The organism is Clostridium aminobutyricum (genome assembly GCF_017255415.1).
Lineage (GTDB): Bacteria > Bacillota > Clostridia > Peptostreptococcales > Anaerovoracaceae > Aminipila > Aminipila aminobutyrica.
Genome location: NZ_JAFJZZ010000007.1, coordinates 23,630 through 48,549, shown reverse-complemented (window position 1 = coordinate 48,549; position 24,920 = coordinate 23,630). Strand labels below are relative to the sequence as shown.

Below are 24,920 nucleotides of genomic sequence, written 5' to 3'. Positions count from 1 at the left end.
GGCAACTTTTCTTGTGTTATGCAGTGTGAATTGTTATAATTCTACTGTGACAAATTCAGATAAAATTTTTTAGAAAAGAGGATAACAAAAATGATTCAAGTAGAAAAACTTTCCTATGGTTTTCCTGCAAAAGATTTATATAAAGAGGTTTCGTTTACATTGAAAATGGGACAGCATTGCGCTTTTATTGGAAGCAATGGTGCGGGAAAATCAACTCTTGTTGATATGATGATTCATCCGGATAAGTATTTGTACGATGGAAAGATAATCAAAGATGAAAGTTGCCGTATCGGTTATGCCAGCCAGTTTGTTGTGAGAGATAAAGAGCAGGAATGCACTGTTTTTGAATATCTAAGTGAGCGGTTCGTGGAAAATCAGCAAGTGACAGCTGCTGTATGTGAAGAAATGGCAGTGGCTGAGGAGGTGGAGCCGTTATTTGGGAAATATCAGGCTCTTTTAGATGCCTTTGAGGCCATGGACGGAGAACATTATGCAAACAATATCCGTAAACAGCTATATGTAGCCGGTATGCGTGAATTAGAAGAAACAAAGGTCTCACAACTTAGCGGTGGAGAGTATAAAAACCTTCAGATTATGAGAGAAATGCTATTATCTCCAAACCTTCTTGTTTTGGACGAACCGGATGTATTTCTTGATTTTGAAAACTTGAATAGACTTTGTCAGTTGATTAATGGTTATGATGGTACATTATTAGTTGTTACACATAACCGCTATTTATTGAATCATTGTTTTAATAAGATTTTACACTTAGAGAACGGGGATATTCAGGAATATGATGGTAATTATACAGAATATCGCTCAGCCCAGTTAAAGGAAAAATTAAAACTTAAACAGATGAGTATGGAAGATCAGGAAGAAATTGAGCGTACGGAGAAAATGGTTGATATTCTGCGCACAAGAGCGACGATACTTGTCAATCCTGTTATTGGAAGCGCCGTAAATGCAAAGCAAACACAACTGGATCGTTTGCGTGCGAGACAAATTAAGGCCCCTTTTATTGAACTGCGTGAGCCAACGATTGAACTTCCGGCAATAGAAGTTGAAACAGAGCAACCTGTTTTAAGCATTACCAATTACAATGTTTCATTTGAAGAAAGCTTATTGGAAAATATCAATGTTGAATTACTGGCTGGCGAAAAAGTAGCCATCGTTGGTGCAAATGGCACAGGAAAAACGACTTTAATGCGGGATATCTTAAAGAATAACCATCCTTCCATCCATATCGATGAGAATATAAGCTATGCCTGTTTGTCTCAGCTTCAGGGCGAAAATATAGATGAAACAAAAACGGTATACGAGGTTATGGAAAACGTAGGTTTTGAGACAAGGGAAAGCATCCGTGAGTATCTCGGGAAATATTGTTTGGAAGGGGATACCTTAAAGCAGAAGGTAGGTCAGTTATCTGGTGGAGAAAAGAATTTGCTCCAAATTGCGATGATTGCAAGTACAAATGCAGAACTTCTTATTCTTGATGAACCCACTAGCCATTTGGATATTTACGCACAAATGGCGCTGGAAAAAGCCATTTCCGACTATAAAGGGGCTGTACTCATGGTAAGCCACGATTTCTATCTTGTAGCGAACTGTGCGGATTACGTTTTACTTGTAGAAGGCAACACCATTAGACGGTTGCGTACACGTTCTTTCCGTAAAATGGTATATGATAAATATTTCGATCAGAAGTATTTAGAAATAGACAAGAAAAAACAAGAATTGGAAGCCAATATTACATTAGCCTTTAAAAAGAATGAGCTGAACACTGTAGAAAAACTTTGCAGCCAGTTAGAAGCACTTAGCGCAGAATAGTTAGTGTAACGTTCACAAATTAACCGGATTAATTACTTGTCTAAACTCCCATATGCAACATCCAAAAAGCCTCGTCGTAGCATCACTACGCCTACGTTTTTTGAACGTCACCTATGAAAGTTTATCAAGCGTAATTCACCCAGTTATTTGATGAACGATACACTAGTAGTACGGAGGAAAAAATGACTGAATTATTAGCACCAGCAGGAAATATGGAAGCTTTAAAAGCTGCAATTTCTAATGGTTGTGATGCAATATACTTAGGAATGCAAAAATTTGGCGCACGTGCATACTCTTGTAATTTTGATTTAGAATCATTAAAAGAGGCTGTTGCATATGCGCACCTGAGGAATGTTAAAATCTATGTAACAATGAATACCATCGTTTTCGAAAACGAAGTAGAAGAGATGAAAGCGCAGATGCACGAATTAAATGAAATCGGTGTGGATGGAATTATCGTCCAGGATCTGGCTGCTCTCGATTATATCGTTAAAAACTTTCTTGATATGGAGGCCCATTGTTCCACTCAAATGGGAATAGACGATTTAGATGGGACTTTATTATTGAAAGAACTTGGTGCGAAAAGGGTTGTTTTGGCCCGTGAGGTTGAGATTGAAAAAGTAAAAGAGATAAAAAGAATCGCTAAAATACCTGTAGAAATTTTTGTTCACGGTGCTTTATGTGTATCTTATTCTGGAAACTGTCTCATGTCCGGATTAATCGGCTATCGAAGCGGGAATCGGGGGAGGTGTGTTGGCTCCTGTCGTAAAGAGTATGAACTGATGGATAAGACAACAGATACAGCTTTAGGGAAAAACTACATTCTATCTGCTAAGGACTTAAACACCATCGATTATATCCATGATTTAAAAGAAATTGATTCTTTAAAAATAGAAGGCCGAATGAAAGAGCCTGCGTATGTTGCCAATGTTGTATCAACCTATCGCATGGCTTTAGATCATAAAATAACCGAAGAAGATAAAGAAAATCTGAACAAAACATTCAATAGAACCTTTACGAAAGGATATTTGTTTCACGAAGATCAGAAAGATATTACAAACATTTTAAGACCCAATAACTTTGGTTATGAAATTGGCCGAATCAGCAAGCTTGCTAATGACATGGTTGAAATAACACTTACGAAGACCTTACATCAAAACGATATCATCAGAATAAGTCATAACAATGAAGATGTTAATTTAACGGTTGTAAAACTGTATGATAAAGAGGACAATTTAATCAACAAAGCAGATGATGTCTGCTATATTAAAATCAAAGAAAAGCTGTCTAAGGGTGATGTAGTATATATAACGAAGGATTATTCCTATTACAAAGAGTTAGAATCATCACTGGAAAAAGAATGTAAGCGTTTTAACCTAGATATTAGCGTGTATGCATACCCAGATTCAAAGCTGATCATAGATGGATCGGGTTTAGGCTTTAATTATTTATATGAAAGCGAGGAAATACTAGGGGTCGCAATTAATAATCCAACAACAAAAGAGCAGGTAATAAAGCAATTTTCAAGATTAAATGATACCATATTCGAACTGAATCATGTAGATTTTGAGGAATGCAATGCATTTGTTCCAGCTAAACTGTTAAATGCAGCAAGAAGAGAACTTGTACAGGGCTTATATGACTTAAAGCTTAACAGTCAAAAGAAAAGAACCAAGGCGTTGAAAGCAAAAGAAAAAATAAGTTTTGACCCTGAAAAACCATGCCTTACGGCCTCTGTAACGAATAAGGAACAGTATGATGCGTGCGTGAGCTGTGGAATGAAGGAAATCTATTTTGAAAACGTTGTTAGAAGAAACCAGAACGATTATAAGGAAAAAGAAGGGCAGCTGCTAATCGGAGGATATGGCGGAATTTATCACTACAGAAAAACGAATCCTTTTGTGACGGACTATTCTCTAAATGTTGTTAATTCTGCTAGTTGTTATGAATTATATCGATTAGGTGCGAAACGAGTAACTTTATCTTATGAATTGAATAAGAGACAAATTGAAGATTTAATTCATGCCTATTATGAAGAAAATGACGGCTATCCTGCGCTAGAAATGATTGTATATGGTAAGGCTCCTTTGCTGTTTACAAAATATTGTCCGCTGAAAAAAATGAATCAGTGTGGTATTTGCAAAAGGTCGAGCTATGAGTTAAAAGATGAGCACGGAACCTTCCCTATCATTTGCCATGATGATTGTACAACGACGATTCTTAACGGGAAGACACTTAATCTTTTAGATGAGCTACCAAGTATAAAAGGAATCGAGGCATTCAGATTAAACTTTACAGTTGAATCAAAAGAGCAGGTTGTGAAAACCATCCATAAGGCCTTAAGCAAATTAAATGGCGGAGTGGATAAAGCTGTCTTTAATAAGGAAACAGACACAAGAGGACATTTTAATAAAGAGATTTTGTAGGGAAATCCCAGTTCAAATATGGGTGTCGACTTCAAGCGTAAAAGCTCTAAGCTTGTTGTATAACAGGTTTGGAGTTTTTGCATGTACGATTTTTTATATGAATTGGAACATAAATGGTTCAAAGATCAAGTTTATCTTGAGGGGGTTATTTTGGTGCAAATAAATGATAATGCAAATCCAAATAAAATTGCGGTAATATATAATTCAAAATCAGGGTTCACCCAGAAATATGCAAGGTGGATCGCAAAGGCCGTGCAAGCAGATTTATTAATTGGTAAAAAAACGAAAGCAGAGGATTTGCTGCACTATGATACGATCGTTTTTGGAGGAGGCCTTTACGCAGGAGGAATAAATGGGTTGAAATTGATCACAAAGAATTATTCCAATCTGAAGGATAAGAAAATAGCGGTGTTTTGTTTAGGAGCCACACCGGTTCGAGATGAAATCGTGGAGGAAGTAAGAAACAAGAATTTAAATGTGCAACAGCAGGAAAGCATTCAATTTTTCATGCTTCGAGGCGGATTTAATTATGAAACGCTAACTCCTTTTGATAAAATATTGATGAATCTGCTTAAACTAAAATTAAAAAGAAAAAAAGTGCTGACAGCTGATGAGCGGGGTATGCTGAGGAGTTATACCCATCCTGTGGACTTCACTAATGAAAAAAATATTGAACCTATCATAAAGTATATAAATGAATAGAACCGTTGCAAATTCTTTGTTATAGTTAAAAAGCGATAGACGTTTTCGTCTATCGCTTTTATATGTATCCGTTACGACTTTATGAAGTTTTCTTGGCTTTTTTAGTATGAGCAGCATTAGAATTAACGGCATGTATTTTTGTATATTCTAATTCTTCAAATTCATCTGCATCACTATAGAGTGCACTCTTCGTTCCCAGTAATCCAATAATGATACCGGCTATTTTCCCGCCTACGAAGGCGATAACAACCGTGGTAACTATACCGAATAGCTGAATGCCTACGTTGCCTGTAATGATAATAGCAGATAATCCGCCTAAAAGACCGGGCATACCGTGCAGATTATGAACGCCGCAGGTATCGGTCCCCTTGATAAGGTTTTGAACTTTTGGTGCAATGATGCTGAACCCACAAGTACTTAATGCACCGGCAGCAATCCCGATGAGCATTGACATGCCAGGATTTCCCAGATCACAGGTTGAACCAATCGCTACGCCTCCGGCAAGAGCCGCATTTGCAATATCCTCTACATCAATATGGCCGCGAATCAATTTGGAGAAGATATAGGTGGCAATGGTTGCGCCGCAAAGTGCAAAAATAGTATTGATAGCAGTTAATACTATTCGGTCAGGTGCAGCGATGGCACTGGTGAAAGAAGGCCAAAAGACCCAAAGAATTAAACTCCCGAGCAGACAAAACTGATTACTTGTAGAATCATTGTCACATGGGTTTCCATTTTTGAATTTGTTATAGGTACCAGTGATCACACCCAGACCGAAATATGCTCCAAATGCATGAATCAGAACACTTCCGCCTGTGTCTAAGAAGCCTTCGAAATAACCGCTTTCGAGGACAAGCCATTCATTGAAGAAATAAATAGGGACAAAAAGTACACCAAGTAATAAATATTGATCCATCTTGAGGCGCCCGAGCGGTGCTCCGATTGTAATCAATAAGCTGGCAGCACAGAATTCTGCAAATAGAAATGCTTCAATACTAAGTGCAGATTCTTCCCCTATAAAACTCTTGAAAAGCATATATACAGGAATAGAAACACTTACAGCCAGAAGCGTCGCTGTTATGGAACTGAATCCATGACCTCTGACGAAGCACATCAAGAATCCAAAACCGAGCAGTAACATCGCAAGGATGTGAATGGAACGGTTATACTGCAGAATCTCGAAAATAGTCTGTGCTTGTGCTGATGTTTCTGAATCAGCACCTCCGGTAAGTGCGGCGATGCTATGGGCTACATTTTCATTGAATGCAGGGCAAAAGGCAATGCCGATAAAAATAAAAAAAATCAGTGCGATTAGCAGGAAGGGCACATTTTTAGCGCTATTTTTCGCTAAAACAACTCCTTCACTTTGAATTTTAGACATTTGGTTACTCCTTTAAAACTCTTAATTTGTAGAAAAATGTTTACATTGCGAATTATACTCCCACCAACTGGATTTGTAAACGGAGCACCAATAAAAAGGTTTGAAACACGAAATATTTTGAAAATTAAGAAGAATGCCGGAAATTCAATATTTCCGGCACTTGATTACTGATTGAATTAAAACGGTTTTGCCTTTGTTTTCCCGCTTTTCGCTTTTCCTTGGATTTCGGGTACTGGGTCGACGTCGTTTTTAGGAAAATGTGTTTTATGATTACTTTCAGTCCCATGAGGTTCTTTTGGGTCTGGTCTCTTCATTCCTGCTTTTGCCATGTTCGTTCCTTCCTTTCTTATTCTTGTATTTTAGATAGAAACAGTTGAATATTTTTTTCTTCCTCGCTGATACTCGAGCCGGTTCTGCCTAATCTGTCACAAAGACCAAGCAATGCAAGTTCGTGAACATCAGTACATTGTTTCAACTTTTGCACATTACCAAAAGGCAAATTATTTATTACATAAAGAACATGCATATGAAACCGTACCAATGCGCAAGTGCTGTCAATAAAATCCTTCGGAGCATCAAGTGAGGATAAAAATTCATCGGCAAGTTTTGCACCAAACGTATCGTGGTTGTATGAGGTTATTCTGCCTTTTCGAACTTTCGTTGTGGGAGGCTTGCCAATATCGTGAAGCAGTGCTGCCCACATGAAAACTTCTGCATCTTTGCTTTGATACTTGCGATTAGCAGCTTCATCTACCACTAACATCGTATGGTTCCAAACATTACCTTCGGGGTGATGTTTCGGTGACTGCTTTGAGTCTTGCAGCGCTAGAAGCATATTAAACGGATAAACCTTAAACTCTGGAGTCTTACATATTTTATTCAAATAGATAGATGGTTTTTCATCTCCCAATAAATGCTCATTTATGGAAGTAAAAAGTTCATCGTTTGTGTTCATAACATCACCTCTAGTTTTTATTATTCTAAGTTTAAATTAAAATATTCCCCTATAAAAGTCATAGATTGTTAGATACAGCAAACCTTTAAAAAATTGCCGATAGTATAATAATATGATGCTATTTAAATTATTTAACATAATTATAATGTAAAATAGATCGAAACCTTATATAATAAGTAATTATAGATTATAAAAATTGCTATAATATGTAAACAAAGAAAATCAAGGAGGTACACAATGAGCGATTTAAAAGGAACCAAAACATTAGCAAACCTGATGGAAGCTTTTGCAGGGGAATCAATGGCTAGAAATAAGTATACTTATTTTGCATCGAAAGCTAAAAAAGAAGGGTATGAACAAATTGCAGCTATTTTCGAAGAAACAGCAGGAAACGAAAAAGAACATGCAAAGATTTGGTACAAGCTTATTCACGATGGAGTTGGTACTACAGAAGAAAATTTGAAAGCAGCCGCTGAAGGCGAACATTACGAGTGGACTGACATGTATGCTAGAATGGCAGAAGAAGCAAAAGAAGAGGGTTTTACTAAAATTGCCACTCTATTTGAAATGGTAGCTGCTATTGAAAAGGAACATGACGAAAGATATAAAACACTTTTAAAGAATTTACAGAATGACTCGGTATTTAAAAAGGATGCAGAACATGAATGGTATTGTGCAAACTGCGGACATATTCTAACTGGAAAAGAAGCCCCTCATGTCTGTCCTGTATGTGAACATCCGCAAGCCTATTTCCAGATAAGAGCACAGAACTATAAATAGTACTTTATATTAGGTAATAAAAATACAAGATGTTGTGTTTGAACAACCTGTCATAGGGTATTATTACAGCATAAAGATTTACTAATAATATGAAATAAGATCACGGAGGTGTACATTATGAGTGACAAGAAATTTTTTGTATGTAAGCATTGCGGTAACTTAGTAGAACTGATTCACGATTCCGGTGTTTCTATGGTCTGTTGTGGCGACCCTATGACAGAATTAGTAGCCAATACCGTAGAGGCAAGTGTGGAAAAGCATATACCGGTAGTAACCGTTGAAGGAAATAAGATCACAGCGAAGGTTGGAAGCGTAGAACATCCAATGGTAGACGAACATTATATCGAATGGATTTACTTACAGACAGAAAAAGGCGGACAAAGAAAGAATTTATTACCAGGTGAAGCACCTGAAGCATCGTTCTTAGTAGTAGACGATGAAAAGCCTGTGGTTGTATTTGCTTATTGCAATTTACACGGTCTATGGAAGGCAGAAGTTTAAAAGTAATCTATAAAAAGAAGATCAGACCCCGAAGCATATCACAATCTGCTTCGGGGTCTTTTTGTAGGAATGGTATAGTCATAAACCGATCCGTATCATTCTACTTTAAATGACTTATGACTACCATAAATTCGTAACATATAGTATAATCTTACAAAAAGGACGTTAGGGAGGCAAGATGTTCATGCGGAAGATGCTTATAGTGACCACATTATCCTGCTGTTTGCTGGTGGGTACCAATTATAGTTTGGCTTTTGCGGCAAACGCAGATAATCCCAATCTGGAATATATAAGAATGGGAATGGATTTATCCGATCAGATTAATTCAAAGTTGGCGGAAGGTAATTTTTCGAACGAAGATACGCTAACGGCCGAAATAGAATCTCAAATAGCTCCGGGCAAAAAACAAGTGGAAGATTCCAAAACCGGACAAGTGGAATTTGACGAATTTGCAACAGATGCTAATAATTCGAATATCAATTTATTTTTAACGGAAATCAGGGATTATTCCGTTAATGGAACCAGCGGAGAATTGAGAGGATATAAAAATGAAGGAATGGTCTACCTCACTCGGTTAACAGCTGCTACGACCATTCTAGAGGCTTCTGATGTGGTTGCCGCAAGGGAAAAAGCGAAAGAAATAGCGGAGGACATAAGAAGTGAAACGGATTCAAAGCAGGAAATGGTTCGGCTTGTAAATGAATACCTAGCGGAAAACACTACGTATATTAAAAACTATAATACAGAAACTCAAAAGTGGCTTTGGTCGAATACCGGACCACTATTGCATGGAGAAGCTGTTTGTATGGGATATGCGTATGCATTCAAGAGCATTTTGGATCAACTTGGGATTCCCGCTCAAACCCTTATTGGGGAGTCTAAAAGCGGAATCAACCATGCCTGGAGCCGATGCCGAATAGATGGGACGTGGTACTACTGTGATGTGACTTATAATGATCCGCTTGGGGGAAAACCTACGGAAGACTATTTATTGCTAAGTAAAAGTGCTTTTTATAAAAAAATCGGACACAAGCCAATTTATGATCCGGATGAAAGGGTTGCGGATAATGCCTATCATGTCGTTTACAGAAATGACCAAGATTATGAAGCAAACGTGCTGAACAAACAAAGTCTATTTATGGGTGATGACAGAGGTTTTCGATTGGAAGATGAACTGACTAGAATCGAAATGGCTGTTCTTTTGACGAGAATGGTTGGAGGGACAAAAGAGATCGCTTCAAACAGCGAATTATACGTGAGCCAGTGTAAGTTTACGGATGTACCGGATTGGGCAAAAAAATATGTTGGCTATTGTGTGACGAAAGGTTTGATAAAAGGGGTTGGAAATAATCTGTTTGGCACCAATAATCAAGCGACGAAGCTGGATTTTTGTACCGTGATACTTCGAGCAACTGGCGTTACAGAAGGTTACCGTCATAGTACTGCAGATGAAAAAGCTGTAGAATTAGGGTATATCAATGAAGGAAGAACGGCTTATAAAGATTTAAACAGGGCAGATGTGGTACATATACTGTATAATGTACATATGTTGGAAAAAATATAAAAAATAAACTATATGTAGAATTTGGACATTCTGGTTGACAACGGATTTCAGTTATGATATAAACTTTACATAAACTGTTTTTGCGACTGACGGAATGAGGTGGGGCAAAACCACCGGGAAACAAAGACAGATCAAATGCCGACCGTCTGGGCAGTGCCATATTGTGGTGCTGCCTTTTTTTATTCAAGTAAGGAAATTATTTCCGGCAGCATCAAGTGGTAAGAGTTTAACAAGAAGAGAAGGAGTTGGCAAGATGAAAGAATGGACAAGCTTTAAGAACGGCAATTGGAACAAAACAATTGATGTTAGGGATTTTATTCAAAAGAACTATACCTCATATGATGGAACGGAAGAATTTTTAGCGGAACCTACCTTACGAACCATTCGAATGAGAGATCATTTGGAAGAGCTTTTACGTGTAGAACAGCAAAATGGAGGGGTATATGCCATTGATACAGAAACGGTGATCACTTCTACGTCATTTAAGCCGGGATATCTCTGCAAAGACGACGAGTTGATCGTAGGACTGCAAACAGATGAACCGTTAAAAAGAGCTTGTAATCCTTTTGGAGGCATGCGCATGGTACACAATGCCTGTGAAGAATACGGGTATCAGATATCTGACAAAATTGAGCAGCAATTTTGTCAGCATAAAACACATAACGACGGAGTCTTTGATGCTTATACGGCGGATGTTATTGCCGCGAGGAAGGCAGGAATTATTACCGGACTTCCTGATGCCTACGGCCGAGGACGTATCATAGGGGATTACAGAAGAGTCGCCCTATATGGCATCGATTTTTTGATTGAAAGAAAAAGAGCGGATAAAGCAGGATTGGGACAACAAGGTATGAATGGTGATAACATCCGACTTGCGGAGGAAGTGGCCGGACAAACGAAGGCATTGGAGGATATGAAAACCATGGCTTCACAATATGGATATGATATTTCTCGTCCGGCTGAAACAGCGCAAGAGGCTGTTCAGTGGCTGTATTTTGGTTATTTAGCCGCTATCAAAGAGCAGAATGGGGCAGCCATGAGCCTTGGCCGTGTTTCTACCTTCTTAGACATTTATTTTGAAAGAGACTTAGCGAACGGCACGTTAACAGAAGAACAGGCTCAAGAAATTGTGGACGACTTTGTTCTGAAATTAAGAGCTGCAAGACATCTGCGCACTCCTGAATACAATGAATTGTTTGGCGGCGACCCGATGTGGATTACAGAAGTTATCGGAGGTATCGGTGAAGACGGCAGATCATTGGTAACCAAAACATGCTACCGGATGCTGCATACCCTGTATAACCTTAAACCAAGTGCGGAACCTAATTTGACCGTTTTATGGTCACAGAATCTTCCGCAGAACTGGAAGAATTATATAGCACGGGTATCCATCGAAACAGACGCTCTTCAGTATGAAAATGATGATATCATGAGACCGATCTACGGGGACGATTATGCGATTGCTTGCTGTGTTTCTGCGATGCGTGTCGGTAAAGATATGCAATTTTTCGGGGCAAGAGCGAATCTAGCCAAATTGATGCTGTACGCTATAAACGGCGGCAGGGATGAATTGAAAAAAATACAGGTTGCACCAAAGATGCCGGTATGGGAAGAAGACTATTTGGATTATGATAAATTAATGGAACGTATGGATTTTTACAGGCCTTGGCTTGCGAAGACCTATGTGGATGCATTGAATATCATTCATGCGATGCATGACAAATACGCTTATGAAAAAAGTCAGATGGCATTGCATGATACGCAGGTCCGCCGATTGATGGCCTTTGGGATAGCCGGGTTGAGTTGCCTTGCGGATTCCCTTTCCGCCGTAAAGTATGCAAAAGTGAAATGCATACGTGACGCTCAAAGCGGATTGGTGACAAACTTTATTGTAGAAGGCGATTTTCCTATGTTTGGCAATGATGATAACCGTGTGGACGAGCTTGCTTGCGAGCAAGTAGAGAAATTTTATCAATGCCTGAGGGCGTATCCGCTCTATCGGGATGCGGTTCATACGTTATCTATATTAACGATTACTTCCAACGTGATGTACGGAAAGAAAACAGGTAATACGCCTGACGGACGGCTTTCAGGTGAACCGCTTGCGCCGGGAGCTAATCCAATGAGCGGAAGAGAAAAGAACGGAGCGCTGGCTAGTCTGAATTCTGTAGCTAAGTTGTCCTATGATATATGTCGTGATGGAATATCCAATACGTTTTCGATTGTACCGGATGCGCTTGGAAAAACAGACGAAGACCGAATCCACAAATTGCTGGCACTGATGACGGGGTATTTTTCACAAGGTGCACATCATTTAAATGTGAATGTATTAAATAGAGAGATTTTAATGGAAGCCTATGACCATCCTGAGCAATATCCGAATCTGACGATTCGTGTTTCAGGGTATGCGGTGAATTTCTATAAGCTTTCCCGCGAGCAACAGCGGGAAGTGATCGCCAGAACTTTCCATACGGTAGCCTAATCCGTTCTTCGCTTTCCGATAGAAAAGCAAGCTTGCTGAAAGCCTCATTTAAGGTACACAGCGGACAATAAAAGATAGATTTTTCTATCTTTTTGTTGTATATATGTAATATTGTGTTAATATAATGATATGTACTGTTTAAATACTACTAATGATTTTAAAATAAGCTTATGAAAAGGTAGAAATAGAGATAAGATGAGTATCGAAAACATTAATCAAATAACACCGTTAAACTATTTAAATAACAAGACGGGCACGAACGATACAGCAAAAACCTTGATGAATTTTGCTCAAGTTTTAAATCAAGTGGCTTCAGGCAATCAGATTGTCAAAAACCGTATGGATCTTGCTGTTTCCGGTTCAGATGTCGGACAAACAACAAATGCAGCATTAAAAACGGACTTAGAGGAACTCTTCACACGGGCTTCAGAGGCCTATAATGTTCCGGCAGACCTATTGAAGGCAGTGGCAAAAGCAGAATCCGGGTTTAATTCGAATGCCGTTTCCAGGTGCGGTGCAATGGGTGTAATGCAACTGATGCCGGCTACGGCAAAAGCATTAGGAGTAACGGATGCCTATGATCCGGAACAAAATATTATGGGTGGGGCAAAATACCTGTCTCAGAAGCTTCAGGCTTATGATGGAGATATTACGTTAGCGCTGGCTTCGTATAATGCCGGATCGGGAAATGTCGCTAAATATGGGGGCGTTCCGCCTTTCCCCGAAACACAGAATTATATCAATAAAGTATTAGGGTATATGGGGCAAGAAATTGAAATCCCTGAGCGAACGGATTGGAAGTCGAATTCTTTGATCCTTGGCGACATTCTTGGAGAGAATTCTCAAACTTTTTCAGAAATGGGCGCAGAGAAAGCATATTATATGAGCCAACTGCAGATTTTACAGCACCAGCTGGAGATGCAGGAATTGTTTGCTTCCAATTTTAAAGATGAGACAAAAAAAGAGGAATCGTACATAGAAAAGTTGTCTGAAATACAAAATCCCTCTAATTTATTGATTCAGGCATAGTGGCTAAATTACTTAATAATTTTTATCTTCGTGTGATATTGTCACTGATATTGGGTATATAATTTTATATAATTAGGGCACAGTAATGTTATAAGAAAAAAGGAGAGATTAATATGTCAGCAATAACAATAACAAAAGAAAATTTTGAGGAAGAGGTAATGAAATCGGATAAGACCGTTCTTATAGACTTCTGGGCACCTTGGTGTGGACCTTGTCGAATGGTTTCCCCGATTGTAGATGAAATTGCAGGAGAAAAGACGGATATTAAGGTGGGAAAAATAAACATTGATGAAGAGACTGATCTTGCCAGAGAATTTAAGGTAATGAGTATCCCAACCTTGGCAGTGGTTAAGGACGGACAAGTTGTAAATGTTGCCGTAGGTGCCAGACCAAAAAGTGATATTGAAGCAATGCTTAACGTATAGTCCTTACATCTATATTAATTCAAAATAAAAAGCGAGGTTTTTACCTCGCTTTTGTTTTTATATATTAATTTATTTTTCTCTCAAATACTTGGCAACGGACGTTCCGGCAATAGCTCCGTCACTGACAGCCTTTGATATCTGAAGAAGTCCGCCTACACAATCGCCGGCAGCAAATAGTCCCGGTACATTGGTCGCCATGTTTGCATCCACTACAATTTTATTTCCGTCCGTAAAAGCACCTATTTTTCTAGCTAGTGCTGTACTTCCGGCTGAACCATATGCGATGAAAAGTCCGGTTATCTCCAAGCGGCTTTCATCTTCAAAAACCACTGCCTCAAGAGGGCCGCGCCCTCTGGATAAAAGATTTGCAGCAGCAGCATCCAGGCCTTTAATGGCTTTTTTGTTCACGGTCACTTCAGAGGGGAATTCCACCACAGGTTCTTCGCCATTGGTAAGCACCGTGATGGTACCTACAATTGGCAACAATTCTTTCACCTCATTAAGAGCATATTCGCCATTCCCAAGCACTGCAACATCTTTGCCTCTGTAGAAGAACGCATCACAGATCGCACAATAACTTACTCCTTGCCCTTCCAATTCCTTTAGACCTTTAATTGGCGGAGCATTTCGGGATGACCCGGTTGCAATAATAACAGCATCGGCGGTATGATCTCCTTTATCGGTGCGAACCAGAAAGGTGTCATCAAAATGAATGCCGACTACTTGCTCGTTTAATATCTTTGCGCCAAGTCGTTTAACCTGAACGAGACCTTTTTCCACCAAATCTTTCCCTGAAACAGGTGTTTCGAACCCATAATAATTTTCTATCTTATCGGCTTTTGCCAAAGAGCCAAGATTATTTCCGATTACTAAAGTATCTATACCAGCTCTTACGGCATATAAAGCTGCAGATGAGCCCGCCGGTCCGTTTCCAATGATTATTACTTTTTTCATATTGCCTCCTTGGCAGTCCTTCATGACTGCATATTTTTATTATGTGTAGTTTTTTATTTTTACCCGCTTTATTATAATTATAACAAACCTGCCAATAATTTGTAAAAAATTTTCTGACAGTACTTTCATAGACTTCTATAAAAGGATGGCAGCAAAGGCAAAAAAGAACTATTGATGTTGCTGATATTGCGCAGCAAAGCTGTCATGTGAAATAATTTGAGTTTCTATTGCCTGAAATCTTTCTTTGGGAAAGTAGCCTATAGCATTGATCTTATTCGCCACAGAGGATAAAATAGACACATTTCCCTTATACAGACCCAGTTTATGACTGATTGGACCGTATCGAACCGACATGTTTTGAATTTTCCCATAAAATACAGTAATGGTTCGCTTTTGAAAAATTCCTGTTGTTATACTGATCTTATCCTCATACAGCGTTAGTGCTTTTGTTATGCTGGAGAAGTAGGCACAAAGCGAGAAAAAAACCAGAATGAGCCAACCGATCCATCCTTTAAAAAATACGGTAAAACCTATCACCGCGAGGATGCCAAAAAACGCCCATGGAATGAAAGTCGGAATAAGAGCAGTTTTAGGGGAATGTTCCGGAATCTTATCTAAGACAAATTCCGGAGCAATTTGATGTATCACATGTTGAAGAACTTCCGGCTTTACGAGCAGACAAAATAGGGGAGCCTGATGATTGGCTGCGTCACCTAATCCTATATTGATGATTTCTCCGTAAGCCAAATTAAAAAATCTGGCTTGAAGAGGCTGTTTTATAACAAGTGCGTTGGTTTTATCTAAAGGCAAGGTGAACTGCCTTCGAGTAAATAAACCGTAGGATACTAAGACTTTATCCCCGCTTTTTTTGAGTGTAAAATCATAGTACAAAAAAAATGCCGTGATGCTTTTATAGATGAGAGGAATTGTAGCAACCCCAATCGACAAAAGCGTAGGAATGATCATACGGCTGATTTCCGGATTGTCATTATTGAAAGACCATATCACCGCACAAATTAAAGCAATGGTGGATATGAACCCTGCTATAGAAAAACTTAAAATACAATGAAGGATGACATCCTTAAAACGAAAAGATATAATATCTTCTTCTGCAGCAGGATCGGATTTTATTACTTCTGACTTGTGCTCTAAAGATGCGGTACGTTCTTGTGAAGGTTCGTTGATATAAGCAAGAATATAATCTTTGAAAGCAAAAGCTAATTGATCGTCAAAAATTAAATTAAAATCTGTTTTATCAGCGGTAACGGAAGAGTTAATGTCCAATTGCAGAGAATATACATCGAATATTCGTTCAAACAGATTTTGTTGTAGATTCACCGTGGAAATACTGGACAATTTTACAGTGGTTTTGCTCTGTGATAATTGATTACGGGCGATGACAAGGGTATCTTCTTCAATATATATTTTTGTCCGCCACCATCTAAGTAAGTGGAAGATAAAAAAGATTAAGATAACAGCAAAGAATATTCCAAGTCCTATCAAAGCTGATGCGGACGGTAAATTTTGAAGCTTTAAGTCTTTTATCATGTTCAAAGCAGAAAAGAAGAATGCAGCGATGATATACCAAATGGATTTAAAGGTTTTCATGATAACGGAAAAAAAGTGACATCTAACTTCGGGCATCTTCATCACCCCTCTGCTTTTGGTCTTTTACAATTGTACCGATTTTTATGCCTAAGTTCTCTGCGATTTCTTCGGCAATATGATTTTCCAAAAACCGAATGACGATATTTCCGCCGGCGGTCGTTGCAATCACTTTGCTTAGGCCATAAATGCGATCGATAGGTCCGCGGGTGATAGCTATCTGATGAACTCGCTCAATCGGGGCAAGATCTTTAGTGATAAACCAGAGGCCTTCCACTACGATAAGCCGTTCGTCATCTATATAATATTTATAACGCTTATACCTAATAATAGGAGCGACTATTACCCATACTACGCTTATGGAGATAACGATGACATATGCAAAATCCGTCCAGGTTGGGAGCGATTTATCTAAAAAGTAAACTATTACTTTCGGAATGCTGCAGAATAATAAAAAAATAATCGTACCTATTCCGGATGAAAGCCGCATACAACCGATTGCTTTTTTATTCAATTGTTTAAATTCTGATTCCATTTAGTGCCTCCTTCATAAATAGCATTAGTGTAACACAACCGGATAGGAAATAAAAGAACTCTTGGTGAATTAATAAATTATTAATAAAGTATAAAGTATTGTATTTTTCAAGGTTTTGTGCTAAGGTTTTTGGCGAGGACGGTATTCAAATAGAAACTGTACCAGATGATAAAAGTAGATTATTTTTATAACGAAGGAAATATCCCTTGTGATATTGACTTCAAAAAAGTCTCCCGCTTAAATGCGAACGAATGGGAGCTAAAATCCCCTCGGAGAGGACTTTTTTACAGTATGTGTTCTATGAAAAATGAATCAATGGTATTGCTCCGCATGTATCAATGGAGGTGATAGCATGAAAATAGGTTTCGTAGGTGCAGGAAAAGCTGGATGTTCTTTGGGAAAGTATTTCATGGAAAACGAGATCCCTGTTATGGGATATTACAGCAAGACTTGTCAGAATGCTGCTGAAGCAGCAGCCTTTACAAATACTGTACATTTTAAGAGTTTAAAAGAATTAGTTCAAGAAAGCGATATTCTTTTCATTACAACCCCGGATGGCGTGATTCGCCTTGTTTGGGAACAAATAAAACATCTACTGCCCATTAAAAATAAAATACTATGTCATTGTTCTGGCTATTTATCATCTGATGTTTTTTCCGGCATCAATACGTTTGGTGCTTATGGATGTTCAGTTCATCCAATTCTCGCAATGAATTCTAAACAAGAAGGATATATCCACTTAAAAAATGCATTTTTCACCGTGGAAGGAAACGACTATGCCGTCAACGTCATGTTGGAATTACTTGAGAAACTCAACAACTCGGCAAAGGTCATTTCACCCCAAAGCAAAGCCACCTATCATACGGCGGCCAGCATTGCAAGTAACAGTGTGATTGCTTTGGTGCAACTTTCAGTGGAACTGCTTGGAACATGTGGATTTACGGAACAGGAAGCCATGGCTGCTTTGTATCCGTTAGCTTCTGCAAATATGGCCAATATTGGCAGCAAAGGCATACAAGGCTCTTTGACAGGGCCTGTAGAGCGATTTGATATCGATACGGTAAAAGGTCATATAAATTGCTTGACTGAAGATAACAAAGCATTATATCTTTTACTATCGAAAAAGCTTTTAGACATTGCAATAAAAAAACATCCGGAAAAAGATCAGGAATTTGCCGTTCTCCAAAAACTATTGGAGGAATGAAAAATGAAAAACACAGTGGTAACTTTTGCACAGGCAAAAGAACAAGGAATCAAACAGACCGTGCTCACTGCTTATGATTATTCAACTGCGAAGTTGATGGATGAAGCGGGGGTGAATGCTATATTAGTTGGCGATTCACTGGGCATGGTTTGTCTTGGCTATGAGGACACGTTGTCGGTAACCATGGAGGATATGATTCATCATACGGCAGCAGTTGCCAGAGGAACAAAAAATGCACTGGTGATAGCAGACATGCCATTCATGTCGTATCAAACTTCCGTGTACGATGCGTTGCTCAATGCAGGACGATTGGTGAAAGAAGGACGTGCTCAGGCTGTTAAGCTGGAAGGCGGAGCGGAAGTAGCCGATCAAATAAGGGCCATCATGAAGGCCTCCATTCCAGTAATGGCTCACGTAGGACTTACCCCGCAATCAGTTCATACCTTTGGCGGTTTTAAAGTACAGGGGAGAACAGAGACTGCGGCACAGAAATTATTGGATGATGCCAGAGCGGTGCAAGAAGCAGGTGCCTTTGCCGTTGTTTTGGAAGGGGTTCCTGCGAAGTTGGCTGAGATGATCACAAAAGAGCTGACCATTCCGACGATTGGTATCGGTGCAGGCCCGGGATGTGATGGACAAGTCCTTGTTTATCAGGATATGTTGGGGATGTTCAGTGATTTTACACCGAAATTTGTAAAAAGATATGGGGCAATCGGAGAATCAATGGTCGCCGCATTCAAACAATATATGGAAGAAGTTCAGAATGGAAGTTTTCCTGACGAGGCACACAGTTTCACGATGGATGATGATGTATTAGACAAGCTATATTAATTGGGGGTAATGATGAAAACTGTTTCAACAATTCAAGAAGTTCGAGAAATCGTGAAGAAATGGCGTCAAGAAAATTGTTCGATTGGATTCGTTCCAACGATGGGCTATTTGCATGAAGGCCATGAAAGCTTGATGAAAGCGGCAAAAGCAAATCACGATAAAGTGGTAGTAAGTATATTTGTCAATCCAATGCAGTTTGGCAAAAATGAAGATTTAGATACTTATCCAAGAGATATGGAGCATGATTCGGCGGTTTGCGAGGCAATCGGCGTAGACGTAATTTTTCATCCGTCTCCGAGTGAAATGTATGGAGAGAATTTTTACACATATGTAGATATGGATTATTTGACAGAAGGTTTGTGCGGAAAATCTCGACCTGTTATGTTTAGAGGTGTTTGCACGGTCGTAAGTAAGTTATTTAATATTGTTCAACCGGACAAGGCCTATTTTGGCCAAAAGGATGCACAGCAGCTAGCGGTCATAACAAGAATGGTCAAAGATTTAAATTTTGATCTTGAAATCGTTGGATGTCCAATCGTTCGCGAAGAAGACGGTCTGGCTAAGAGTTCCAGAAATAGCTATTTAAACGCCGATGAACGAAAAGCAGCGTTAGTTTTGCACCATGCATTGACGATTGCACAAAACTTGATAGAAAGCGGTGAGACAAATGCTTTGCTGATTAAGGAAAAGATGATTCAAGAAATTAAAAAAGAACCATTGGCGCGAATCGACTATGTAGAGATCGTCGATTGGGAAAACATAAAAGCGATTGAGCAGATTCATAAGTCAGCGTTAATTGCTTTAGCTGTTTTTATCGGAAAAACGAGATTGATTGATAATTTTATTCACATCATAAAGTAAGAATCAGATGAATGAGAAAAAGATGAAACGTAGATGAAGAAAGGCTGGAACAGAAAGGGCGATAAGCATGGATTCACTTAGCAAATATTTTGAAAAAGGCAGATTTGAAGCAGGGATTAAAAAAATGATTCAATCCGTACAGTCAGAGGGACAGGGAAAACGGTTAAACAGCTTGATGCACATTGAACTGATTCAGTGCAATGACAACGAAAGAAGTGTGACTTTTGGGTTTCCGGTTGCCGAGTGGCAGCTGAATTCAAATGATGTGATGCATGGGGGGATAAGTGCATCCGTTATGGATTTATCCTTAGGCCTTCCTGCTAATTATATAGCAATGGAAAAAGGCGGTCTGTTTGCTCCTACCATTAATATGAATGTTAGCTACTTGCTTCCCGTTCCTTTGAGCGATAGGTTAGTGGTCACTGCAAAAGTTGTATCTTCAGGAAGTTCTCTCATAACCGTAACCGGCGAAGCGAAGTTGAAAAGCAGCGGAGCCGTTGCTATCACAGCGACCGCCATGTATAAAATATTAATGCCAAGATAAGTAAGACAAAGCTTTTAACCACGTAACAACGTTGTAAGGAATTACAAGGGTTAAAAGCTTTTTTATGGGATCACTACAGCTTATATTTTTGCTTTTTTCGCATTAATTGAGCTTGAGTCATGTTTAAATAGGAGGCGGCCTTTCTGGTGCTGCCTTCTTTTTTTAAGGCGTATTGCAGCAACTTCTTTTCTTGATTTTCTATTATTTGGGTGAAATCCAGGCTGGTTCCTTGCTTCAAGGTGTGCTTCATGTCAAATACAATATCATTATATACATTTTCGTTTAACATCAGGTCGACATCGGCGATATCAATGATGTTACTGCTTGTGTTGATAATGATCCGATGCATTTTGTTTTCTAATTCACGTACATTTCCCGGCCAATCATAGCTGGCCAAACGTCGAAGCGCACTGGCGGTAATTTCTTTGTAAAGTCCATATTGTTTATTATATCTTGACAGAAAAGCTTCGGCTAGGCAGTAGACATCTTCTCTTCGTTCCCGAAGAGGCGGAACGTCGACACTGCATATATTTAACCGGTAAAATAAGTCTTCTCTAAACTTTCCTTCATCGACTAATCGCCTTAAAGGAATGTTATTGGCACATATGACACGAACGTTAACGCTGATCTGCTTTGTACCGCCGATCCGGTAGAAACTGCCTTCTTGGATGACACGAAGAAGCTTGGACTGCAACCCGGCTGACAATTGGCCGATTTCGTCAAGAAAAAGGATGCCCTTATTCGCTAATTCAAAATATCCTTTTTTCCCGCCGGTTTGAGCACCTGTAAAGGCACCTGCTTCATAACCAAAAAACTCGGATTCGGCAAGTGTCTCTTGGATAGTGGCACAATTGATTTTAATGCAGGAATTGGATTTTCTAGTGCTGTTTTTATGTATTAATTCGAGGATTTTTTCTTTGCCGACACCGGTTTCGCCTTGAATAATAACATTGCAGTCATAGTTTGCGATATTAAGCACTTGATCGGCTAAAGCTTTTGTGACAGGACTGCTGAAAACAAAATCATCTATTTTATTAATTTTGTTTAGATTCCTTTGGGCTGTTGCTTTATCACCCGACTTATAGGGGAAGGAAATACTTTCGAATATACTGTTCACATGATCTAAATCTTCCCGCATCTCATTTAAGAGCTCTATGGTGAAGTTGTCATATCCTTCACAGTACTGGTCAAGCGCATAAGTCGTAATTTCTTTACCCATGCTCTCAGCAATCAGGATTGCTTTACTATATCCATTGCGCAATGTGGTGAAATATAAAGAGCCTTTTTCCTTTGTCATCAATACGCTTAGAACCTCTGATCCGGAGAGATCTTCGCAATTAATGGTAAAATCCATCAGTTTAGAGTCTTCAAACATAATTTCTTCAAAGGCTTTGATTGGATTTGTTATATCCAACAAACGAAAGCGATCTGCATATTTGGAAAGAGCAGCGGCAATTTGATCTCGTGTAAGGCTTCCGCATGCTTCATTATCCATAACGACAAAAATGTAGCAATTATCTCCCAAGGATTTTTTTACTGCACCGATATAGATCATGGTGGAGACGAGGTCTTTACCTATGACCAGGATGCGCATGCCTGGCTGCACCATGGTGTTTATCGTATATACCGAACCGGATTCATCCAACGTGGTCATCGTGTAATTCAATGCCAACCCGTTCGGTTTTTTAAACATCGGTGAGCTCTCAAACAATATCGTATAGCCTTTTACCATTAATTCGCCGTAGTCATAATCAATAGAATATATTTCTTCCAGATAAATAGGGATGCAGGTGGTTGTCGTATTGCATAAAACTTCATCCCCGACTCTATAATTTGGCCGAACCTTTTTAAATTCCGATCCGATTTCTTCAATTTCTCCATAAGCCATACCGCCGCTGTCCGTAAACGGGTTATGAAGTTTTCCGCGTTTTTGTATCAAATCAAAGATATTTTCTTTAATCCGTTCTTCTTCATTGCCACATTGATAGCAAACTTGCTCAAAGCTGCTTTTCTCTAAATGAATAGAGTGGAGTTTAATCCGTATTTCCCGTTCATTTATTTCTCGGCTATTATCTATTTTCCATGCAGTAACAGGAATTGCTCCTTTTGGTTCTATCACTCGGTTAATGCCAAATGTATCGATCATCATAGACCTCCTAAAATTTGTATAAACAGTATTAATTTGCTCAATCCAAGAAACTTATTTGCACATAAAACTTAAAAAATGAATCGATTACGACTCAAACTTATCATTAAAACATACAAAAATCAACCCAAAATCAACGAAATTTTGATAATAATGAAAATTTAGGAAAGACTCGAATCGAGAACGATTCGAACAACTGAAAATCGAATCGATTACGACTCGAATTGTTGTATTTCTCTTCTGAAATGGATCTTATATAAGAATGCAAGGAAAAAATATTCCATATGAAAATAGAAACAGTCTTAAGCGCAAAAAAAAATATTTAAAAAAGCCGTTGAAATTTAAGCATTTGCAATACAATAAATTGTTTTTTACTTAAAAAATAAAAAAATGGCATAATTATTGCTTTATATAAGTGTGAAAGAAAAAACAAGGTACAGGGGGAATGAAAATGGAACTTAAAAATAAAAATGAAGCTTTTGAACAGAGTTTCTCACACATATATGCGACAGGGGTTACAACGATAATTACGCTAGAAGAATTGCTAAAAGCTTATACTCAAAAAATGTGCAGGGATTTAGAACATTGCGGTGTTAAGGCTTCCGATGAGGAAATTCAGTCGTATTTATCCAACACTTATAATAGCTTAAAGAAATTAAGCCAAAAATACAGTTATGATGTCAATTATTCTTTTTAATGAATCAGCAAGAATCTTCCTGAATGGGAAATAGTAAATAATAAATCAGCAAAACAAAAAAACGACCGAGCAAATCAGTCGTTTTTTTGTATTATAAATTTTAAATAAATTTTTTTAAAGCACTATTTTAATCGTTTTTTTGCGGCATTGGCGTGACCGTAGAGCCCTTCGCCGATGGCCATATTATACGCGATTTGCCCAATGGATGAGATACCGGATGGATCGATTTTTTGATAAGTACAGGTCTTTAAAAAAGTCCCTACGTAAACCCCGCCGGTATATCGGGAAGCTCGGACGGTAGGGAGAGTGTGATTGGTGCCAGAAACGTAATCCCCAAAAACTTCGGCAGCGTTTTCACCGATAAACAAGGAACCGTAATTGGTCAGCGATTCCATGGCTTTTGTCTCGTCAGAAACGTGTATTTCTAAGTGCTCCGGTGCAATTTCGTTGGATATTTCGTAGGCTTCCTCAATTGTATCGACCAGGATGATTTCACCGTTATTTTCCCAAGCAATACGTGCCTTTTCTTGAGTTTCTAAAGTAGCCAACTGATTGTCTACTTCTCGAAGAACCTGTTTTCCCAAGCCTTCATCTGTCGTAACCAAGATCCCTTTCGCTTGAACATCATGTTCGGATTGAGCGAGGATGTCAGCTGCTATAAATTCTGCGTTCCCCATGCTCTCTGAGATAATTAGGACTTCACTCGGCCCAGCCACGAAATCAATGCCTACCTGTCCATAACACTGTCTTTTAGCTTCGGCAACATATTGGTTCCCCGGTCCTACAATAATATCAACAGGTTTGATTTGCTCCGTTCCATAAGAAAATGCGGCGATTGCGTGAGCCCCGCCGAGAGCATAAATTTCATCAACTCCGGCGATATCCATAGCGACTAGGGTAGAGGGATGGATCGCTTCGGTTCCCTTCATCGTCGGAGAACATGCGGCAATCCTTTTAACTCCGGCTACTTTAGCCGGAATGGCCAGCATAAGGGCGGTGGAGTAAAGAGGGTAACCGCCGCCGGGTACATAGCAGCAGCAGGAGTTAATCGGAATAATCTTGTGGCCGAGAAACACTCCTTGGTTCACTTCAAAATGATCCACCGCGCCGATGGAATTTTTCTGCACTTCAGCAAAACGACGAATGTTGTCGGCGGCTTTCTCCATATCCTGTATCAAAGAGGGTTCGACAAGCTTATACGCTTCTTCGATCTCAGCACGGGATACTCTTAAATCAGTTCGATTATTTCCGTCAAATTTTATATTGTATTGAAAAAGGGCTTCATCCTTATTTTCTATAATGTTGTTAATAATATTTCTTACGTTATTTACCAATTCTTCTTGCTGCGAAAAATCTCTTGGTATTGATTGTTTTATATAGTTCATAGTTACCTCCATAAGATCCGAGCTTCAATCATAGCAAAACCACTTTAACACGCTACGACTTTAAATCATTGTATACGAATAACAAG

Annotated in this window: 22 protein-coding genes and 1 riboswitch; of the genes, 14 read left to right on the top strand and 8 right to left on the bottom strand. The window is 38.9% G+C overall.

What is annotated here, in order from left to right; translation table 11 throughout:
* Positions 1 to 90: 90 nt before the first annotated feature.
* The 3 genes from JYB65_RS12550 to JYB65_RS12540 all read left to right on the top strand — a co-directional run bounded on the left by JYB65_RS12550 (position 91) and on the right by JYB65_RS12540 (position 4,955).
* Complete coding sequence (locus JYB65_RS12550; RefSeq protein ID WP_206583039.1) at positions 91 to 1,827, top strand: ABC-F family ATP-binding cassette domain-containing protein; 1,737 nt, start codon at positions 91 to 93, stop codon at positions 1,825 to 1,827.
* Between the two features lie 182 nt (positions 1,828 to 2,009).
* Entirely contained in the window at positions 2,010 to 4,253 is a 2,244-nt protein-coding gene (locus JYB65_RS12545; RefSeq protein ID WP_206583038.1) for a U32 family peptidase, read from the top strand.
* Positions 4,254 to 4,334: 81 nt separating this feature from the next.
* A complete protein-coding gene (locus JYB65_RS12540; RefSeq protein ID WP_206583037.1) occupies positions 4,335 to 4,955 on the top strand; it encodes a flavodoxin domain-containing protein in 621 nt (206 codons plus the stop codon).
* A 79-nt stretch (positions 4,956 to 5,034) separates the two neighbouring features.
* Here JYB65_RS12540 and JYB65_RS12535 read toward each other — a convergent pair whose 3' ends face one another.
* From JYB65_RS12535 to JYB65_RS12525, 3 genes are all read right to left on the bottom strand, one after another.
* The gene (locus tag JYB65_RS12535; RefSeq protein WP_206583036.1) at positions 5,035 to 6,336 is read right to left on the bottom strand and encodes an ammonium transporter family protein; all 1,302 of its coding nucleotides are present in this window, start codon (positions 6,334 to 6,336) and stop codon (positions 5,035 to 5,037) included.
* Positions 6,337 to 6,512: 176 nt separating this feature from the next.
* Entirely contained in the window at positions 6,513 to 6,665 is a 153-nt protein-coding gene (locus JYB65_RS12530) for a hypothetical protein (RefSeq protein ID WP_206583035.1), read from the bottom strand.
* Positions 6,666 to 6,682: 17 nt separating this feature from the next.
* Positions 6,683 to 7,291 (bottom strand): HDIG domain-containing metalloprotein, encoded by a 609-nt coding sequence (locus tag JYB65_RS12525; RefSeq protein ID WP_206583034.1) that lies wholly within the window; start codon positions 7,289 to 7,291, stop codon positions 6,683 to 6,685.
* 237 nt (positions 7,292 to 7,528) lie between these two features.
* Here JYB65_RS12525 and rbr point away from each other — a divergent pair, with 237 nt between their 5' ends.
* The 6 genes from rbr (at position 7,529) to trxA (ending at position 14,072) form a co-directional block, all read left to right on the top strand.
* Positions 7,529 to 8,071, top strand: a complete 543-nt coding sequence (gene rbr, locus JYB65_RS12520; protein WP_206583033.1) for a rubrerythrin — start codon at positions 7,529 to 7,531, stop codon at positions 8,069 to 8,071.
* A gap of 117 nt (positions 8,072 to 8,188) precedes the next feature.
* On the top strand, positions 8,189 to 8,572 hold the full coding sequence (locus JYB65_RS12515) for a desulfoferrodoxin family protein (protein ID WP_206583032.1): 384 nt from the start codon (positions 8,189 to 8,191) through the stop codon (positions 8,570 to 8,572).
* A gap of 178 nt (positions 8,573 to 8,750) precedes the next feature.
* Positions 8,751 to 10,136, top strand: a complete 1,386-nt coding sequence (locus JYB65_RS12510; RefSeq protein WP_206583031.1) for an S-layer homology domain-containing protein — start codon at positions 8,751 to 8,753, stop codon at positions 10,134 to 10,136.
* A gap of 72 nt (positions 10,137 to 10,208) precedes the next feature.
* Positions 10,209 to 10,295, top strand: a riboswitch (ZMP/ZTP riboswitch).
* A gap of 94 nt (positions 10,296 to 10,389) precedes the next feature.
* Positions 10,390 to 12,618: a formate C-acetyltransferase gene (gene pflB, locus JYB65_RS12505; protein WP_206583030.1), complete on the top strand. Its 2,229-nt coding sequence runs from the start codon at positions 10,390 to 10,392 to the stop codon at positions 12,616 to 12,618.
* A gap of 195 nt (positions 12,619 to 12,813) precedes the next feature.
* Positions 12,814 to 13,647, top strand: a complete 834-nt coding sequence (locus tag JYB65_RS12500) for a lytic transglycosylase domain-containing protein (RefSeq protein ID WP_206583029.1) — start codon at positions 12,814 to 12,816, stop codon at positions 13,645 to 13,647.
* Between the two features lie 113 nt (positions 13,648 to 13,760).
* A complete protein-coding gene (trxA, locus tag JYB65_RS12495; RefSeq protein ID WP_206583028.1) occupies positions 13,761 to 14,072 on the top strand; it encodes a thioredoxin in 312 nt (103 codons plus the stop codon).
* 69 nt (positions 14,073 to 14,141) lie between these two features.
* On the opposite strand, the gene JYB65_RS12490 is transcribed toward trxA, so the two are convergent.
* The 3 genes from JYB65_RS12490 to JYB65_RS12480 form a co-directional block, all read right to left on the bottom strand.
* Complete coding sequence (locus JYB65_RS12490) at positions 14,142 to 15,026, bottom strand: NAD(P)/FAD-dependent oxidoreductase (RefSeq protein WP_206583027.1); 885 nt, start codon at positions 15,024 to 15,026, stop codon at positions 14,142 to 14,144.
* Positions 15,027 to 15,194: 168 nt separating this feature from the next.
* Positions 15,195 to 16,670 (bottom strand): PH domain-containing protein, encoded by a 1,476-nt coding sequence (locus tag JYB65_RS12485; RefSeq protein WP_206583026.1) that lies wholly within the window; start codon positions 16,668 to 16,670, stop codon positions 15,195 to 15,197.
* Positions 16,657 to 17,166, bottom strand: a complete 510-nt coding sequence (locus tag JYB65_RS12480; protein WP_206583025.1) for a PH domain-containing protein — start codon at positions 17,164 to 17,166, stop codon at positions 16,657 to 16,659. The genes JYB65_RS12485 and JYB65_RS12480 overlap by 14 nt, the downstream gene beginning before the upstream one ends.
* 352 nt (positions 17,167 to 17,518) lie before the next feature.
* Here JYB65_RS12480 and JYB65_RS12475 point away from each other — a divergent pair, with 352 nt between their 5' ends.
* The 4 genes from JYB65_RS12475 to JYB65_RS12460 all read left to right on the top strand — a co-directional run bounded on the left by JYB65_RS12475 (position 17,519) and on the right by JYB65_RS12460 (position 20,606).
* Complete coding sequence (locus JYB65_RS12475; protein ID WP_206583024.1) at positions 17,519 to 18,370, top strand: Rossmann-like and DUF2520 domain-containing protein; 852 nt, start codon at positions 17,519 to 17,521, stop codon at positions 18,368 to 18,370.
* Positions 18,371 to 18,373: 3 nt separating this feature from the next.
* The gene (panB, locus tag JYB65_RS12470; protein ID WP_206583023.1) at positions 18,374 to 19,201 is read left to right on the top strand and encodes a 3-methyl-2-oxobutanoate hydroxymethyltransferase; all 828 of its coding nucleotides are present in this window, start codon (positions 18,374 to 18,376) and stop codon (positions 19,199 to 19,201) included.
* 12 nt (positions 19,202 to 19,213) lie between these two features.
* Entirely contained in the window at positions 19,214 to 20,062 is an 849-nt protein-coding gene (panC, locus tag JYB65_RS12465) for a pantoate--beta-alanine ligase (RefSeq protein ID WP_206583022.1), read from the top strand.
* Positions 20,063 to 20,129: 67 nt separating this feature from the next.
* Entirely contained in the window at positions 20,130 to 20,606 is a 477-nt protein-coding gene (locus tag JYB65_RS12460; protein ID WP_206583021.1) for a PaaI family thioesterase, read from the top strand.
* Positions 20,607 to 20,679: 73 nt separating this feature from the next.
* On the opposite strand, the gene JYB65_RS12455 is transcribed toward JYB65_RS12460, so the two are convergent.
* Positions 20,680 to 22,755 carry a sigma-54 interaction domain-containing protein gene (locus JYB65_RS12455; protein ID WP_206583020.1) on the bottom strand — a complete coding sequence of 692 codons (2,076 nt, stop codon included), beginning with the start codon at positions 22,753 to 22,755 and terminating at the stop codon, positions 20,680 to 20,682.
* A 448-nt stretch (positions 22,756 to 23,203) separates the two neighbouring features.
* On the opposite strand from JYB65_RS12455, the gene JYB65_RS12450 reads away from it, so the two are divergent.
* Positions 23,204 to 23,449, top strand: coding sequence for a hypothetical protein (locus tag JYB65_RS12450; protein ID WP_206583019.1), 246 nt, complete (start codon positions 23,204 to 23,206; stop codon positions 23,447 to 23,449).
* 122 nt (positions 23,450 to 23,571) lie between these two features.
* Here JYB65_RS12450 and hisD read toward each other — a convergent pair whose 3' ends face one another.
* Positions 23,572 to 24,834, bottom strand: coding sequence for a histidinol dehydrogenase (gene hisD / locus JYB65_RS12445; protein WP_206583018.1), 1,263 nt, complete (start codon positions 24,832 to 24,834; stop codon positions 23,572 to 23,574).
* Between the last annotated feature and the right edge of the window lie 86 nt (positions 24,835 to 24,920).